The following is a 14,436-nucleotide window of genomic DNA, read 5'->3' as shown; positions in this document are numbered from 1 at the left end:
AACGGGGACCGCAATGCCGATGACGCCCGGCCCGCAATACGTCGAGAACCAGCGCCGGATCGCGGAGGCGCGCGGATCCGTCTTCGCCGTCGCCTCCGATTACCCCGACAGGATGAGAGTGCCGCCGCACCGCCACGTTCGCGACCAGCTTCTTCATGCGCTTTCGGGCGTGGTGCTTGTCTCGACGGTTGCGGGGCGCTGGATCGTGCCGCCGGAATACGCGCTCTGGATTCCCGCCGGCTGCGAGCATCAGGTCGAGATGCTCAGCGCGGTGCGGATGCGCTCCGTCTATCTGCGCGCCGGCGCCGTGCAACTGGCCGGACGCGCGCCGCGGGTTCTTGGCATGAGCGCGCTCGCGCGGGCGCTGCTGTTCGAGGCGATGGAAATCGCGGACAGCGCCGCCCCGCCCCGGCGCGACGAGTTGCTCACGGAACTTCTGCTGGTCGAGATATCCCGCCTCAGCGAGCAGCCGCTTGTCCTTCCCATGCCGGCGGATGCGCGCCTGATGCGCCTTTGCCGCCGCTATATCGCTGGCCCCTCCGCCCGCGCGCCGCTGGATGAGTGGGCCGACGAGGCCGGCATGAGCCGCCGCAGCCTGTCGCGCCATTTCCGGCGGGAAACCGGCCTCACGCTCGATCAGTGGCGACAGCAGGCCTGCGTCTTCGCCGCATTGCCCCGGCTGATCGACGGCGAGCCGATCACCCGGCTGGCGCTCGATCTCGGCTATGAGAGCCCCGCCGCATTCACCACGATGTTCCGGCGAATGCTCGGCCGCAGCCCCCGCGCCTATTCGCGGCACGTCACCGAGGGGTGCTCGCCCGGCGCCGGCGTGGTGCGTGCAGAGAAGCCGCGCACTCACTTGCGCAAGACGCAGGCGCTTTGAGACATGCGCCTGGGGCGCGCGATTTCATGCTCAGGCGGAGCGCCGCCGGGCCACCGGATCACGGCGCGCGCGCTGGATCGACGCCTGGCGGCGGACGATTTCGGATATCTCGTGATATTGCCTCGCCAGAGGACTGGTCTTGCGCCAGATCATGCCGATCCTTCGCGACGGTTTCGGGTCTTCGAACCGGGCGATGGATACGGAGGCCGACCCGATCTCGACCGCCATCGCCATTTCCGGGATCAACGTCACCCCGATTCCTGCGCCGACCATCTGGACCAGTGTGGACAAGGAACTGCCTTCCAGCATTTCTCGCGGCGTCGAGTGCATGTTGCAGAAAGACAGGGCCTGATTCCTGAAACAGTGCCCCTCCTCCAGCAGGAGGAGCCGCATCTCTCGTAGCTTTTCGCTATCGGGCGCCGGTTTTCCCGCGTCCTCGGCCGGCCGGACGAGAACGAATTCCTCGGAAAAGAGCTCGACCTCCGTCAGCGTTGATTCCGCCAGCGGCAAGGCGACGATGGCCGCATCCAGCCGGCCCTCCTCCAACTCCTCGATCAGGTTGGGCGTCAGCGTTTCGCGCACGCGGATGTCGAGACCGGGATGCAGATGCGTCAACTCGCATATGATTCCGGGCAGCAGATACGGCGCGATCGTCGGGATCACGCCGATCCGCAGCGGCCCGGCCAACCCGTCTCGCGCGGCCTGCGCGATATCGCCGAGTTCATCGACCGACCGGAGGATGTCGCGTACGCGGCGTGCGAGCAGGTCGCCGGATCGTGTAAGGCGGACCCGCCGCGCGCTTCGTTCGACAAGGTCCACGCCCAGTGACGTTTCAAGCTCCCTGATCTGTACGGAGAGCGCGGGTTGCGACACCGCGCAGGCTTCCGCCGCGCGCCCGAAGTGGAGATGCCTGACGAGCGCGTCAAAATAGCGGAGTTGTCGAAGCGTGAGATTCCTCATAACCCTACCCTATCGACACAATCACAAATTCCAACTTAAACCAATGAAGCGCTTTGCGTTAGACTACTTTGAAGCGGATCAGGGAGTCGGCGATGCCCCATGTGCGATGTGAATGGATGTCTCGCGCCACCGGAAATGAGCAGTCCCGGTCGCTCCGGCGCGCCAGCGCCGACCCGGAAGCGGCGTTCGCGCGGAAACGCGGCAGTATGGCCGCCACCGGTAATCAGAGCCTCGGCCTGCTGACACCTTTCCATTTGACAGTTCTCAGGCGCGCTCCCTGCGCGCGAACCGAGACCCGCCACAGAAACAGCCCCATCAACCAAACCACGATCGGATAGAAAATGGACGGAAGCGAACTCTCGAACGTCAGCAAATGCCCCGTGATGAGGATATCTGAAGCAAAGTCCAATCGGGACTGGTGGCCGAACATGTTGAACCTTCGGATTCTCCACCAGAATGCGCCAGCATGCAGTCCGATGGACAAGGGGTTCAATTACGCCGAGGAATTCGGAAAGCTGGATCTCGACGCCATCAAGGCCGATCTCCACGCGCTGATGACCGACACGCAGCCGTGGTGGCCGGCCGATTTCGGCCATTACGGCCCGCTCTTCGTTCGGATGGCATGGCACAGCGCCGGCACCTATCGCATCGGCGACGGGCGTGGCGGCGCCTCGTCGGGCTCGCAACGCTTTGCGCCGCTCAACAGCTGGCCCGACAATGTCAATCTCGACAAAGCGCGCCGGTTGCTCTGGCCGATCAAGAAGAAATACGGCGACCGGATCTCCTGGGCCGACCTTCTGATCCTGACCGGAAACGTCGCTCTGGAGTCGATGGGCTTCAAACCTTTCGGTTTCGCCGGCGGGCGTGAGGATATCTGGGAGCCTGAAGAGGATGTCTATTGGGGCGCAGAGGACACCTGGCTCGGCGACAAGCGCTACAGCGGCGAGCGAGAGCTCGAGAACCCCCTCGCCGCGGTCCAGATGGGCCTGATCTACGTGAATCCGGAAGGACCGAACGGCAAGCCGGACCCGCTTGCCGCGGCGATCGATATCCGCGAAACCTTTTTGCGCATGGCGATGAACGACGAGGAGACCGTCGCGCTCATCGCCGGGGGGCACACCTTTGGCAAGACGCACGGCGCCGGCGATGCCGCGCTCGTGGGGCCCGAGCCGGACTCGGCGCCGATGGAGCAAATGGGGCTCGGCTGGAAGAGCAGTCACGGCAGCGGCATCGCGGGGGACCAGATCGGCAGCGGGCTCGAGGTCACCTGGACCACGAAGCCGACGCAATGGAGTAACGACTTTTTCGGCCATCTGTTCGGCTATGAGTGGGAGCTGACCAAGAGCCCCGCCGGCGCCTACCAGTGGACGCCGAAGGGCGGGGCTGGCGCAGGAACGGTTCCGGACGCGCATGATCCGTCCAGGCGCCACGCGCCCGCCATGCTTACGACGGATCTCGCGCTGCGGATGGACCCTGTTTATGAGAAGATTTCTCGTGATTATTACGAGAACCCGGATAAGTTTGCGGATGCGTTCGCCCGGGCGTGGTTCAAGCTGACCCATCGCGATCTCGGTCCGGTTTCGCGCTATCTCGGTCCGGAGGTTCCGGACGAGGAATTGATCTGGCAGGATCCGATCCCCACGGTGGATCATCCGTTGATCGACGAGGCCGACATTGCTGATCTGAAACAGAAGATTCTCGCCTCGGGTCTCTCGGTTTCGGAACTGGTCGCGACAGCGTGGGCTTCGGCTTCGACATTTCGCGGGTCCGACAAGCGCGGCGGCGCGAACGGAGCGCGTATTCGTCTTGCGCCGCAGAAGGACTGGGAGGTCAACGAGCCCGCCAAGCTGGCGAACGTTCTCGACACGCTCGGGACGATCCAGGCGGCCTTCAACGATACGGCGATGGCCGGCAAGAAAGTGTCGCTCGCGGACCTGATTGTCCTCGGCGGTTGCGCCGCGGTCGAGAAAGCGGCGAAGGACGCAGGCGACGAGGTGACGGTTCCCTTCACGCCGGGCCGCACCGACGCCACGGCCGAACAGACCGACGTTGAGGCGTTCGAGCCGCTCGAACCCGTAGTGGACGGATTTCGCAATCACTTCGGGGCCGGCGGGGAAACGCCCGCAGAGGAGTATCTGATCGACAGGGCGCAATTGTTGACCCTGACGGCGCCGGAAATGACCGTGCTTGTCGCCGGTCTGCGGGTTCTTGGGGCGAATACCGGAGGATCGAAGGACGGCGTGTTCACGACGCGGCCCGGGACGCTCACGAACGATTTCCTCGTTAACGTTCTGGACATGGGGACCGAGTGGAAGGCGACTTCTGACGCTCAAACCGCGTTCGAAGGGCGTGATCGCGCGTCAGGCGAGCTGAAATGGACCGCCAGCCGCGCCGATCTTGTCTTCGGCGCGAATGCTCAGCTGAGGGCGGTGGCGGAGGCCTACGCCTGTGACGACGCCCAAGGGAAGTTCGTGCGCGATTTCGTGGCGGCATGGACGAAGGTGATGGAACTCGATCGCTTCGATCTCAAGTGATCGGCGCGTAACGACACCCCGGGCGCGGCCGCGAAGGCGGCGCCCGGGTCTCTCGAACGACTTAACCCGATGGGGCGGTGATGAAGCCGCCCCGCCCATCGCGCAATGACAGGCTTTCCTCGCGCAGTGCCGGGTCGCCGTAATCCGCGCCGCCGGAGGCGCGCAAGAAGACGACATGCCCGGCGGACAACTCGAACCTCCGGCTCGTCTCCGGAGCAATGCGCTCTTCGCCGCAGAAAACCTCCACGAGCGACACTTGCTGCGCAGCCCCGATCACCCCCGTGGCGGGGTCGGAAAGGATCGCGGTCACGGCGTTCTCGCGGATGCCCTGCGCCGAGGCCCGCCTACCATTCGGCTGCATCATGCTGAAACCGCCGCGAAAACCGCCTTCATCCAGGCGCTTTGCGAAGCGATCCCGTTACCTTTCGACGACCGGTTGCACATAGGCCGATAGCGCCGTCGTCGAGGCGCGTTCGTATTCCCTGAACTCGCTAAAGATTCCGGATGAGAACGCGACGAATATTTCCCGAACCTCGCTGGTGAGAAGCCGGGCGAGCGCCCGCTCGTGTGCGGGATTCACATAGGCGTCGAGAAGGCCAATCGCGACGCTTGCATATCCGCCCCGACGGAGCTTGGGCGCCAGCGTCTCGCGCACCAACCCCAGATCGGGCGCGGCGTGTACCCTTTCATCTGCATGCACGCGTTCCTCGACCTCGAAGCAGTCGCCGCGTGCGATAATCGGTTCCACTTTCCGATAGCGCAGATCATAAATCTGTTCACGCGTGTAACGTTATATCTCAAGAAAGTCTCGGAAGCCCATGGCTATACAAAGGCCGCCCGGTCCCCCTTTCGAACGAGCGCCGCGTTGATCCCAATGGTGGAGCCGCGCGCAATATCCCGGGACCCGCAAGGCCGATTTCCCGTAGCGCGATTGTCGCGCCGATATCCGGCGACGCCGGCGTGCTGGGTGTATTCGCGATGGTGACGCCCTTCGGCCCGATCGCGACGAGATCCGGAAAGGTTCCGCCGACTTCTATGCCTACGTGCATGACCTCTTCATCCATAGCTGTTCTTCGTTCGCATCCACCAGAGCCCGACCCTGTCCATCAAACAATATGCACGGACCGCCATCGCGACGCCGGCGGGGTGAAGCGCGTGGAAAGGTATCGGGCGCGGCGGCTCTGGCGCCTGCCTAGGCGAGATTGAGGGCGGCGGAAAGGCTGGCGAAGCGGCAACCGGCGACAGCAACATCGCCGTTGAGATGGGTCCCCAGCGGCGGATAGCGCTCAACTGAAGCGCTGGCGGACCAGAGTGAAGCCTCTTCCAGCGCCCGTTCGCCCGCGCCAGCCATTCCGTTCCGAGTTGCGCGCAGTGGTTCGCGGCCTCGGCGCCGGTCGCGAACCAGACATCGGGGAATGTTCGGATATAGGCGATCATCTCGCGCAGCATGGTGAGGCGGGTGGGACGCCCGATGGCCTGCGGATGATTGAATGTTGAAAAGCCCGCCCCAGCGATGGATCTCGGCGAACCTGGCTTTCCAGATGTTCAGAACATGTTCGCGCGCTGAAGCTGGATCGCGAGGAGCGCCATCGGCGCGTCGTCAACGCTCCAATGCCATGGCAATTCCATCGGGTCGGGCGAACCGTCCGCGAAGGCATGCTGACAGGGATTGATTTGATCCATGAGCGAGTCGCCGTAAAGAAGCCCGTATTCCTGAAGCAGACCGACATGTTTGCCGAAATCTCCCCCGCTGGCGAGCGATAGCCGACAGCGCGGGCGTCGACCGCGCGATCCAGGGAATTGGGCCCCTTTTCTAGGGCGATTATATACCTTGCAAACACGGCGATGATTCCCATATAAGGCTCAAGGGGATAGGAGCCGAGCCATGTCGAACCTGAGCGCCAAATATCTGCACGACGAAGAAGCCGCCCACGAGTTCCTTGAGGGTGTGCTTTGGGGGTCACAGACGGTTTGCCTGCACTGCGGCGGCGTGGATAAGATCACGAAAGTAAAGGCAAATCCCGAGAAACGCATCCGCGTTGGCCTCTGGCGCTGCGGCGATTGCAAGCGCCAGTTCACCGTCAAGGTCGGCACGGTGTTCGAGGCCTCCAAGGTCAAGCTGCATATCTGGTTGCAGGCCGTGGTTCTCATGACGCAGAGCAAGAAGGGTATCAGCGCCCACCAGCTTCATCGCACCCTCGGCGTTACCTACAAGACGGCGTGGTTCATGGAGCACCGTATCCGCGAGGCGATGCGTTCCGGCGATCTGGCCCCGTTCGGCGCTGGCGGCGGCGTGGTGGAGGTTGACGAGACCTTCATCGGCAACGACCGCACGGTGAAGCCGAAGCACACGAAGAAGGGCCGGGGCTACGCGCACAAGCACAAGGTTCTGAGCCTTGTTGACCGCGCCACGGGCCGCGCCCGTTCCATGGTGGTGGACGATCTCAAGGTGAAGACGCTCGCGCCGATCCTGCGCGAAAACATCGCCGCTGAGGCGCAACTGATGACCGACGAGGCGTCGCACTACAAGGCGATGGCGTCAGACTACGCGAGCCATGACTACGTGAGCCACGGCGCTGGCGAATACGGCCGGGGCGAGGTCCACACAAACACGATTGAAGGCTACTTCTCGATCTTCAAGCGCGGCATGAAGGGTGTCTATCAGCACTGCGGCAAGAAGCACCTGCATCGCTACGTCGCTGAGTTCGAGTTTCGGTATAACAATCGTATCGCGCTTGGGGTGGACGATGGCGACCGCGCGAAGGTCGCGTTGATGGGTGCGAAAGGGAAGCGGCTTACATACAAGCAACCTACAGAGTCGTGAAAGAGAAGCGCGCCTTGAAGGGCTGAGTATGCTAGTCTGGTGCAGCGTAGAATGGGAGGACGGACAATGACACGCAAGCAAACGCGTCACATTCCGTTGTCTGGCGGTCAGGACCGTCTCAGGCAGATGATCCTCTATGTCGCGCAAAAGAACACGACAGCAGCGGCGTTTGGCAGGACGAAGCTAAACAAAATTCTCTGGCGCGCTGATTTCGTCTCTTATGCGGATCGTGGAGTTCCCGTTACGGGGCGCGAATACCAACGTCTGGAACACGGACCCGCCCCAAAGGAGATGCTGCCGCTTTATCGCGAGATGAAGCTTGCTGGCTTTATCGACGAGGAGACCACTGACTTCGGAGAAGGCGTTCGGGAGTTTCGCCCCATCGCTAAGCGTGATCCGGATTTGTCCAAGTTCGATGTTGACGATTTACGCTATGTCGATGATTCCATAAATTATTATTGGGAAAAAACAGGTCGTGAGACGAGCGATGATTCCCATGGAGCGGCGTGGCGCAGCCGCCATGACGGCGACCTCATGCCTTACGAGAGCGCCCTATTGGACGACGCTAAGCCCACCCCTGCGCAAATCTCGCGGTTGAAATCCATCATTGATGAGCAAGGGGCTATCAGCCGCTAATGGCGTCGCGACGTGAGATAGCCTTCTCACGTGAGTGTGAGTTAGCGGCTAGCAGGCTTGGGGGGTTTCAGAGACTAGATGCGGCACTCGATCCCGTTTGGGATGGCCTGAATCGGAATCCCTACGGGTTCGATACGATAGAAACCGATTGGTCTCATTCCGCAAGATACGCGGTTACAAAGCCGGTTGGTGATTGCCCCGGATTGCTTTGGCTGTTCGCCATAGACGATCAGAAAAATGTGGAGATCATCCATGTCGAAGAATTCGACAACTACTGACCAATCCGAACGCTTCGAGGAAACCGCCCGCGAGCTAGGCGTGGACCTGGACGAAGCGAAGCTGAAAGAGGCGCTGCGTAAGATCGCGCCAGATAAGCCCGAGAAGGAGAAGGACGAATGAGCTTCATCGCCCGCGAACTGGATCGCGTCTCATCGGCGCTTCGGGAAAACCCGCAGCGGAATGACTATGACCGGCTCTATGCCGCTCAGCAGGCGCTGGCGTGGGCGGCTGATCCGAACGGCTTCGCCTCGCCCATGGCTATGATCGTGGGCATTCAGGAAGGCTCAGAAGATTGTCTTGGGTATCCTGATCCGCCTCAGTTTTGACATACTTGTTGCCTTGCGAGCTTTTGCCGACAACGAGATACTCCCTGTGGCCGTTGGTATCGACGTAGAACTCGTAACCTTTCTCGATGTAGGCGACGCATTCTTGCTGGGTGCAGCCCCATCGGCTTCCATCGCTATCCTTTGTGCCGCCTAACCGGTCAATCCGTTCCCAAGGGTTATAGCGGTCGGTCTTATTGATGCAGGTAACTCGGTTGGTCATCTGAAATCTCCCACCTGATGAAAAGGTGAGAAAGCATCACCCGAATCGGAGGGCGTTTGCAATGTATATAAACGCCTTTTCTAGCGTCTCGCGCTCCTTCTCAGGAAATTCGGGATCGATCCATTCGTGAAGATAGCCGTGATAACCGGCCTAATGGCGCATGGCGGCGATGGCCGCCATTCGGCTGCGGTAATTCTCCACCGTCCAGCCGGGCGGAATAACGGCGCCCGCAGTTCTTCCTTGCGCGGCAGTTCGAGGATCTTTGGAACGGCTGTCTTGGCGCCGTAAACGCCCTGCGAGAGAACGCCGGGACGCGTGGCGTTCTTCGGATCGCGCGACAGGGTTCATGTCATCTATTGGAGAAACTCACCATCTACCTGTTCAAAAATATCTCTAAGCAAGTGCCGTTGATCTCGATCGAGTCGAGTGAGATAGACTATCTGCCGTTCAGCGGAATGAACTCCCAGAAGATCCGGCGGCTGAAGCGCGCCGACGACCTGACCGTAACGATGGATGGGTTCGCTGCGATCGGTCCGACCAACTATCTTGAGTTCAACCTTCGCAAACCGCCATTCAGCGATATCGGGGTGCGAAAGGCCAGCGCCTACGTCACCGACAAGGACTCATCACCAAGGCGCGACATCGCGGCCTCTCGATGCGGCTCGACGGCACGCTGTATTCGTCGAGCCCGTTCTACGATTCCGACGCGTTCGTGCGCTACGATGTCGATATGGACAAGGCCGGGGCGCTGCTTTCGGAGGCCGGATACGAGCCGGAAGCGAATGGCGTGCGTTTCCCGATGCGGCTGGACATACCGACAGTCCATCCGGCGCGCGGGAAGCTTGTCGCGCAATACCTGAAATCACAGTTCGCGAAGCTCGGAGTCGAGGCGACGCGTTACGAGAAGCTGATCGAGTCGCGAAGCCGCAGTCCGGTCGAGACGCAACGTCGCGGATATCGTCTCGCTCTCATTCGCAAGAGATCGCCTACGTTCAACTCAGACATGCGTCCCTGAAAGCGCGCCGACCAGGAAATTCGTAGTCGGCGCGCAAGCGGCAGCGCACGTTCTTTCAATGCTGCGGTTCAGTGTCCGAGAATCTGGCTGAGGAAGAGCTTGGTTCGCGGGCTCTGGGGATTGTTGAAGAATTCCTCTGGTTCGTTCTGCTCGACGATCTGCCCGGCGTCCATGAAGATCACGCGGTTCGCCACCTGACGCGCGAAACCCATCTCGTGGGTGACGCAGATCATCGTCATGCCCTCCTCAGCAAGTTCGATCATCGTGTCGAGCACTTCCTTGATCATCTCCGGGTCGAGCGCCGATGTCGGCTCGTCGAAAAGCATGATCCGTGGCTTCATGCAGAGCGAACGGGCGATGGCGACGCGCTGCTGCTGACCGCCGGAAAGCTGGCCGGGGTATTTCGACGCCTGCTCCGGAATTTTCACCTTCTCGAGGAAATGCATCGCGGTTTCATCCGCTTCCTTTTTCGGCGTCTTGCGGACCCAGATCGGCGCCAGCGTGCAGTTCTCCAGAATCGTCAGATGCGGGAAAAGGTTGAAATGCTGGAAGCACATGCCGACCTCGGCGCGCACCTTGTCCAGGTTCTTCAGGTCCGAGTTCAGCTCGGTCCCGTCGACGATGATGTCGCCCTTCTGATGTTCCTCAAGCCGGTTGATGCAGCGGATCAGCGTCGATTTCCCTGAGCCCGAGGGCCCGCAGACGACGATCCGCTCGCCCCGGTGGACGGTGAGGTTGATATCGCGGAGCACATGGAAATCGCCATACCACTTGTTCATCCCGTTGATTTCGATGGCGACCTCGTCGGAGACCTGCATCTTGCTGCGGTCGATCTCACGCTCGACCATCAATTCGTTTGCTTCGGCCATGATCAGTTTCCCTAACGGTGGTCGGTGCGGAGTTTCCGCTCCAGATATTGCGAATATCGCGACATGCCGAAGCAGAAGATGAAGAAGAAGAGGGCGATGAAACCGTAGAGTTCCCAGACGACGCCGTTCCAGTTGGCGTCGGCCCGGATCGCAGACGAAAGGCCAAGCGGGTCAAGGAGGCCAATCACGATGACCAGCGTCGTGTCTTTGAAGAGGCCGATGAAGGTCGAGACGATATTCGGGATGGAGATCTTCAACGCCTGCGGCAGGATGATCAGCCGCATGGACTGCCAATAGGTCAGGCCCATCGCGTCGGCGGCCTCGTACTGCCCTTTCGGCAGCGCCGCGATGCCGCCACGGATCACTTCGGCCATATAGGCAGAAGCGAAGAAGGTCACCATGATGCAGACCCGCAGAATCAGGTCGAAATTGGTGCCCGGCGGCAGGAAGTAGTTCAGCAGTGTCGAGGCCACGAAGAGCAGCGTGATCAGCGGGACGCCGCGCATCGCCTCGATGAAGCCGACGGAGAGCGCCTTCACGATGAAGAGGTTCGACTGCCGCCCGAGAGCCAGCGCGATGCCGAAAGGTAATGAGGCGGCGATTCCGACGACACCGATAATCAGCGAGAGAAGAAAGCCGCCGAGTTTCGCGCTCGGCACATGCTGGAGCGCGATCGGGGCGATGGCGGAAAGGGCCTCGTCAATCGGGATGACGAGAAAGAGGCCCCAGACGATCACCGCGAGAACCGCGGCGATCAGTGTCATCAACGGGCCGAACGCCTCGCCGACGAGCCGCTCGCACAGCCCGCCGAGACGGGTGTAGATCAGCCAACCGACCACCGGCGCCGCAAGCACGGCGAGCGGCCCCCAGATCGTGCCGCCCCAGATCAGCCAATAGCCGAGAACCGGATAGATCGCACTGAAAAACAGCAACTTGCGCGGCGCGGACTCGAACAGGACCGGCCAGAGCGCCAGCAGCAGGAATCCGAAGGCGAGGCTGGGCCGCCAGTACAGATCCTGCGGATAGAAGCCGAAGAAGAACTGCGGAAAGCGTTCATTGATGACCGCGAAACAGGCGCCCGACGCCTCCGCCCGGCATCCGGCGAGCGACATCTCCGCCGGCGACCACGAACTGTCGATCAGCCAGGGCAGTATCTCATAGGCGACGAAGACGATGAAGATGAGCGAGAGAATGGTCAGGATCGCGTTGACCGGGCCCGGAAAGAGATTGTCCCTGATCCACTTCACCGGACCAACGGCGTTCATTGGCGGTGGCGATGCGGGGATCTCTCCCTCGGCGACAAAGGCGACCGGCGCCTTGCGGGCGAATGCGGTTTCGGCGTGCGTCTCGCTCATCTCACCGCTCCCTCAGTTTCATGCGTTCGTTGTAGACGTTCATCACGAAGCTGATGGAGAGCGAGATGATGAGGTAGAACCCCATCAGCAGCAACAACGTCTCCATCTCGCGTCCGGTCTGGTTCAGCGTGATGCCGCCAAGCGTACCGGTCGCATCCATGTAGCCGACCGCAATGGCGAGCGAGGTGTTCTTCGTGAGGTTCAGATATTGCGAGATCAGCGGCGGCACGATTACCCGCATCGCCTGAGGCAGGATCACCAACTTCATCGTGCGCGACGGCCGAAGGCCAAGGGCGTAGGCCGCCTCTGTCTGGCCCTTCGAGACCGCCTGAATGCCGGCGCGGACATTCTCTGCGATGAAGGCGCCTGTATAAAGTGAAAGCGCGAGCCATAGGCCGATGAAGCTGTCGCGCAGGAACGTGCCGCCCTTGAAGTTGAAGCCGGCGAGTTCCGGATAGCCAATATGAAAGCCAAGGAACAGAAGAAGCGCGATCGTCGGCAGAAAGATGGCCGCGACGCGGTACCAGAACACGCGCGGCCGGACACCGGTTTCCGCCTGCTTGACGTCGGCGGCTCTTCCGATCCGTTTAGCCGCATAGATCCCAGCCGCCAGAACCGCGATAATCGCCATGAGGTCGAGCGAGACCTTGAAGAGCCCGAGATCCAAATCGCCCAACCCATGGCTGAAAAGCGCTTCGGGAAAATAGAAACCCCGGTTGGTGAAGACGAACGCGCCGGTTTCCACGCCGCGATAGTCGCGCGGGCTGGGCATGCTCTCGTTCACCATCGCCGTGATGACAATGATCCAGAGGAGAACCGGCACATTGCGGAAGCCTTCGACATAGACCGTCATCAGCCGCGCGACGATCCAGTTCTTTGAGAGCCGCGCCACGCCTGCGAGAACACCGAGAATCGTCGCGGTGATGCATCCGACCAACGCAAGAACAAGCGTATTCAGGATGCCGAGGATCGCGGCCCGGCCATGGGTCGATTGCGAGGAGTACTCCAGCAGCCGCTGGTTCACGTCGTAGCCGGAGGTGGAGAAAAGAAAGCTGAAGCTAAAACTCTTGCCCAGCGCCTCGAGATTCTGGATGGCGTTGTTCACCACCCAGCCAACGGCGAGCATGAAGGCGAACATCGCCACCACCTGGATCGTCGTCGACCGGTAGCGCGTGTCGTAAATGAGCTGACTTAGACGAAAGCCGTGCTCAGGCCGCGCGGTCGCGGAAACAGTCATGAAGACCCCCTGCAGGTCGATGTGCGTTTCTTGTTATATTCGACAAGGGCGCGCTCCCCGGTCCGGAAGCGCGCCCTCGCCAGTCACAACCCTGCGTCGATCAACGGAACGGCGGCGAGTAAAGGATGCCGCCATCGGTCCAGAGCGCGTTCAAACCGCGGTCCAGCCCGATCGGCGAGTCGGGGCCGATGTTCTTGTTGAACAGTTCACCGTAGTTGCCATTGGCCTGAATCGCCCAGAGCGCCCATTTCGGATCAAGCCCGATCATCGCGCCGAGATCGCCCTCGACGCCCAGCAGGCGACGGATCTCCGGGTTCTCGGACGAGGCCGCCATTTCCTCGGCGTTGGCCTTGGTGACGCCCAGTTCCTCGGCGCTGATCAGCGCGTTGAGCGTCCAGCGGACGATATCGCCCCATTCGTTGTCGCCGTGACGGACCAGCGGGCCGAGCGGCTCCTTCGAGATGATCTCGGGCAGCAGGACATGATCCGACGGAGTCTCGAAGGTCGCGCGGGTCGCGGCGAGGCCCGAACGGTCAGTGGTGTAGGCGTCGCAAGCCTCGGAGAGGTATTTCTGCTGCGCCTCGGCGTTGGTCTCGATCGGAACCGGCTCATACTCCATGCCGTTGGCGCGGAAATAGTCCGCGAGGTTCAACTCCGTTGTCGTGCCGGTCTGGATGCAGACCGTCGCGCCCGAAAGCTCCTTGGCGGACGTGACGCCGAGCGACGCAGGCACCATAAACCCCTGCCCGTCATAGTAGTTCACACCGACGAACTCAAAACCGAGATCGGTGTCCCGGCTGAAGGTCCAGGTCGTGTTGCGCGCCAGCACGTCGACTTCGCCGGAGGCCAGCGCGGTGAAGCGGGTCTTGCCGGTCGTGGGGACGAATTTCACCTTGTCGGGGTCGCCAAGAACGGCGGCGGCGACTGCGCGGCAGAACTCGACATCGAAGCCTTGCCACTTGCCGTCCGCGTCCGGCGAAGAGAAGCCGGCGAGACCCGTTGAAACGCCGCATTTCAGCTCGCCCGCCGATTTCACATCGTCGAGCGTCGCCGCAGAAGCGACTCCGGCGGCGAATCCCGCAATCGTGATCGCGCCGATAGCATAGGTGGTTCTCATATCTAAACCTCTTCCCTGTGGGTCGCCTCTTCGACAAGGCGGTTCAAGTCAGTCCACCCGGCGCAGCCCCTCTTGAGGGCGAACGCTGATCAGACTGATCACGCCAAGTGATGCACCCCCGGCGCGCGCCGTCAAGGCCGTGGGGGTCTGGGGGCCGGGCGGAACCGTGGTCCGGCGGTCG

At 61.6% G+C, this 14,436-nt stretch carries 17 protein-coding genes; 7 read left to right on the top strand and 10 right to left on the bottom strand.

The features are described from left to right. Positions 1 to 13: 13 nt before the first annotated feature. The gene (locus G5B40_RS02745; RefSeq protein WP_165094687.1) at positions 14 to 883 is read left to right on the top strand and encodes an AraC family transcriptional regulator; all 870 of its coding nucleotides are present in this window, start codon (positions 14 to 16) and stop codon (positions 881 to 883) included. 30 nt (positions 884 to 913) lie between these two features. Here G5B40_RS02745 and G5B40_RS02740 read toward each other — a convergent pair whose 3' ends face one another. Beyond that, on the bottom strand, positions 914 to 1,843 hold the full coding sequence (locus G5B40_RS02740; RefSeq protein ID WP_165094685.1) for a LysR substrate-binding domain-containing protein: 930 nt from the start codon (positions 1,841 to 1,843) through the stop codon (positions 914 to 916). 341 nt (positions 1,844 to 2,184) lie between these two features. On the opposite strand from G5B40_RS02740, the gene katG reads away from it, so the two are divergent. Next, the gene (katG, locus tag G5B40_RS02735; RefSeq protein ID WP_165094683.1) at positions 2,185 to 4,377 is read left to right on the top strand and encodes a catalase/peroxidase HPI; all 2,193 of its coding nucleotides are present in this window, start codon (positions 2,185 to 2,187) and stop codon (positions 4,375 to 4,377) included. Positions 4,378 to 4,438: 61 nt separating this feature from the next. On the opposite strand, the gene G5B40_RS02730 is transcribed toward katG, so the two are convergent. From G5B40_RS02730 to G5B40_RS02715, 4 genes are all read right to left on the bottom strand, one after another. Beyond that, positions 4,439 to 4,741 (bottom strand): hypothetical protein, encoded by a 303-nt coding sequence (locus G5B40_RS02730; protein WP_246209685.1) that lies wholly within the window; start codon positions 4,739 to 4,741, stop codon positions 4,439 to 4,441. 54 nt (positions 4,742 to 4,795) lie between these two features. Next, entirely contained in the window at positions 4,796 to 5,125 is a 330-nt protein-coding gene (locus G5B40_RS02725; protein WP_165094681.1) for a hydantoinase/oxoprolinase N-terminal domain-containing protein, read from the bottom strand. 444 nt (positions 5,126 to 5,569) lie between these two features. Next, positions 5,570 to 5,728, bottom strand: coding sequence for a hypothetical protein (locus tag G5B40_RS02720; protein WP_165094679.1), 159 nt, complete (start codon positions 5,726 to 5,728; stop codon positions 5,570 to 5,572). 194 nt (positions 5,729 to 5,922) lie between these two features. After that, positions 5,923 to 6,060 (bottom strand): hypothetical protein, encoded by a 138-nt coding sequence (locus G5B40_RS02715; RefSeq protein WP_165094677.1) that lies wholly within the window; start codon positions 6,058 to 6,060, stop codon positions 5,923 to 5,925. A 202-nt stretch (positions 6,061 to 6,262) separates the two neighbouring features. On the opposite strand from G5B40_RS02715, the gene G5B40_RS02710 reads away from it, so the two are divergent. From G5B40_RS02710 to G5B40_RS02695, 4 genes are all read left to right on the top strand, one after another. After that, a complete protein-coding gene (locus tag G5B40_RS02710) occupies positions 6,263 to 7,201 on the top strand; it encodes an IS1595 family transposase (protein ID WP_165094675.1) in 939 nt (312 codons plus the stop codon). Between the two features lie 66 nt (positions 7,202 to 7,267). Further along, positions 7,268 to 7,837 (top strand): Panacea domain-containing protein, encoded by a 570-nt coding sequence (locus tag G5B40_RS02705; protein WP_165094673.1) that lies wholly within the window; start codon positions 7,268 to 7,270, stop codon positions 7,835 to 7,837. Between the two features lie 252 nt (positions 7,838 to 8,089). Further along, positions 8,090 to 8,236 carry a hypothetical protein gene (locus G5B40_RS02700; RefSeq protein ID WP_165094671.1) on the top strand — a complete coding sequence of 49 codons (147 nt, stop codon included), beginning with the start codon at positions 8,090 to 8,092 and terminating at the stop codon, positions 8,234 to 8,236. Beyond that, complete coding sequence (locus G5B40_RS02695; protein ID WP_165093504.1) at positions 8,233 to 8,442, top strand: hypothetical protein; 210 nt, start codon at positions 8,233 to 8,235, stop codon at positions 8,440 to 8,442. Before G5B40_RS02700 ends, G5B40_RS02695 begins: the two co-directional genes overlap by 4 nt. On the opposite strand, the gene G5B40_RS21500 is transcribed toward G5B40_RS02695, so the two are convergent. After that, positions 8,375 to 8,662 (bottom strand): DUF3892 domain-containing protein, encoded by a 288-nt coding sequence (locus tag G5B40_RS21500; RefSeq protein ID WP_165094668.1) that lies wholly within the window; start codon positions 8,660 to 8,662, stop codon positions 8,375 to 8,377. The genes G5B40_RS02695 and G5B40_RS21500 overlap by 68 nt on opposite strands. A gap of 655 nt (positions 8,663 to 9,317) precedes the next feature. Here G5B40_RS21500 and G5B40_RS02685 point away from each other — a divergent pair. Beyond that, complete coding sequence (locus G5B40_RS02685; RefSeq protein ID WP_165094666.1) at positions 9,318 to 9,677, top strand: hypothetical protein; 360 nt, start codon at positions 9,318 to 9,320, stop codon at positions 9,675 to 9,677. Between the two features lie 68 nt (positions 9,678 to 9,745). Here G5B40_RS02685 and G5B40_RS02680 read toward each other — a convergent pair whose 3' ends face one another. From G5B40_RS02680 to G5B40_RS02665, 4 genes are all read right to left on the bottom strand, one after another. After that, complete coding sequence (locus G5B40_RS02680) at positions 9,746 to 10,546, bottom strand: amino acid ABC transporter ATP-binding protein (RefSeq protein ID WP_165094664.1); 801 nt, start codon at positions 10,544 to 10,546, stop codon at positions 9,746 to 9,748. An 11-nt stretch (positions 10,547 to 10,557) separates the two neighbouring features. Beyond that, positions 10,558 to 11,901, bottom strand: coding sequence for an amino acid ABC transporter permease (locus tag G5B40_RS02675; protein WP_165094661.1), 1,344 nt, complete (start codon positions 11,899 to 11,901; stop codon positions 10,558 to 10,560). A gap of 1 nt (position 11,902) precedes the next feature. Then, positions 11,903 to 13,138 (bottom strand): amino acid ABC transporter permease, encoded by a 1,236-nt coding sequence (locus tag G5B40_RS02670; RefSeq protein WP_165094658.1) that lies wholly within the window; start codon positions 13,136 to 13,138, stop codon positions 11,903 to 11,905. Positions 13,139 to 13,238: 100 nt separating this feature from the next. Beyond that, a complete protein-coding gene (locus G5B40_RS02665; RefSeq protein WP_165094655.1) occupies positions 13,239 to 14,255 on the bottom strand; it encodes an amino acid ABC transporter substrate-binding protein in 1,017 nt (338 codons plus the stop codon). Positions 14,256 to 14,436: the final 181 nt, after the last annotated feature.

This window comes from Pikeienuella piscinae, from assembly GCF_011044155.1.
GTDB classification, from domain to species: Bacteria; Pseudomonadota; Alphaproteobacteria; order Rhodobacterales; family Rhodobacteraceae; genus Pikeienuella; species Pikeienuella piscinae.
Note: the sequence above shows the minus strand (reverse complement) of the source record. Positions and strands in the feature narration are given on the sequence as shown.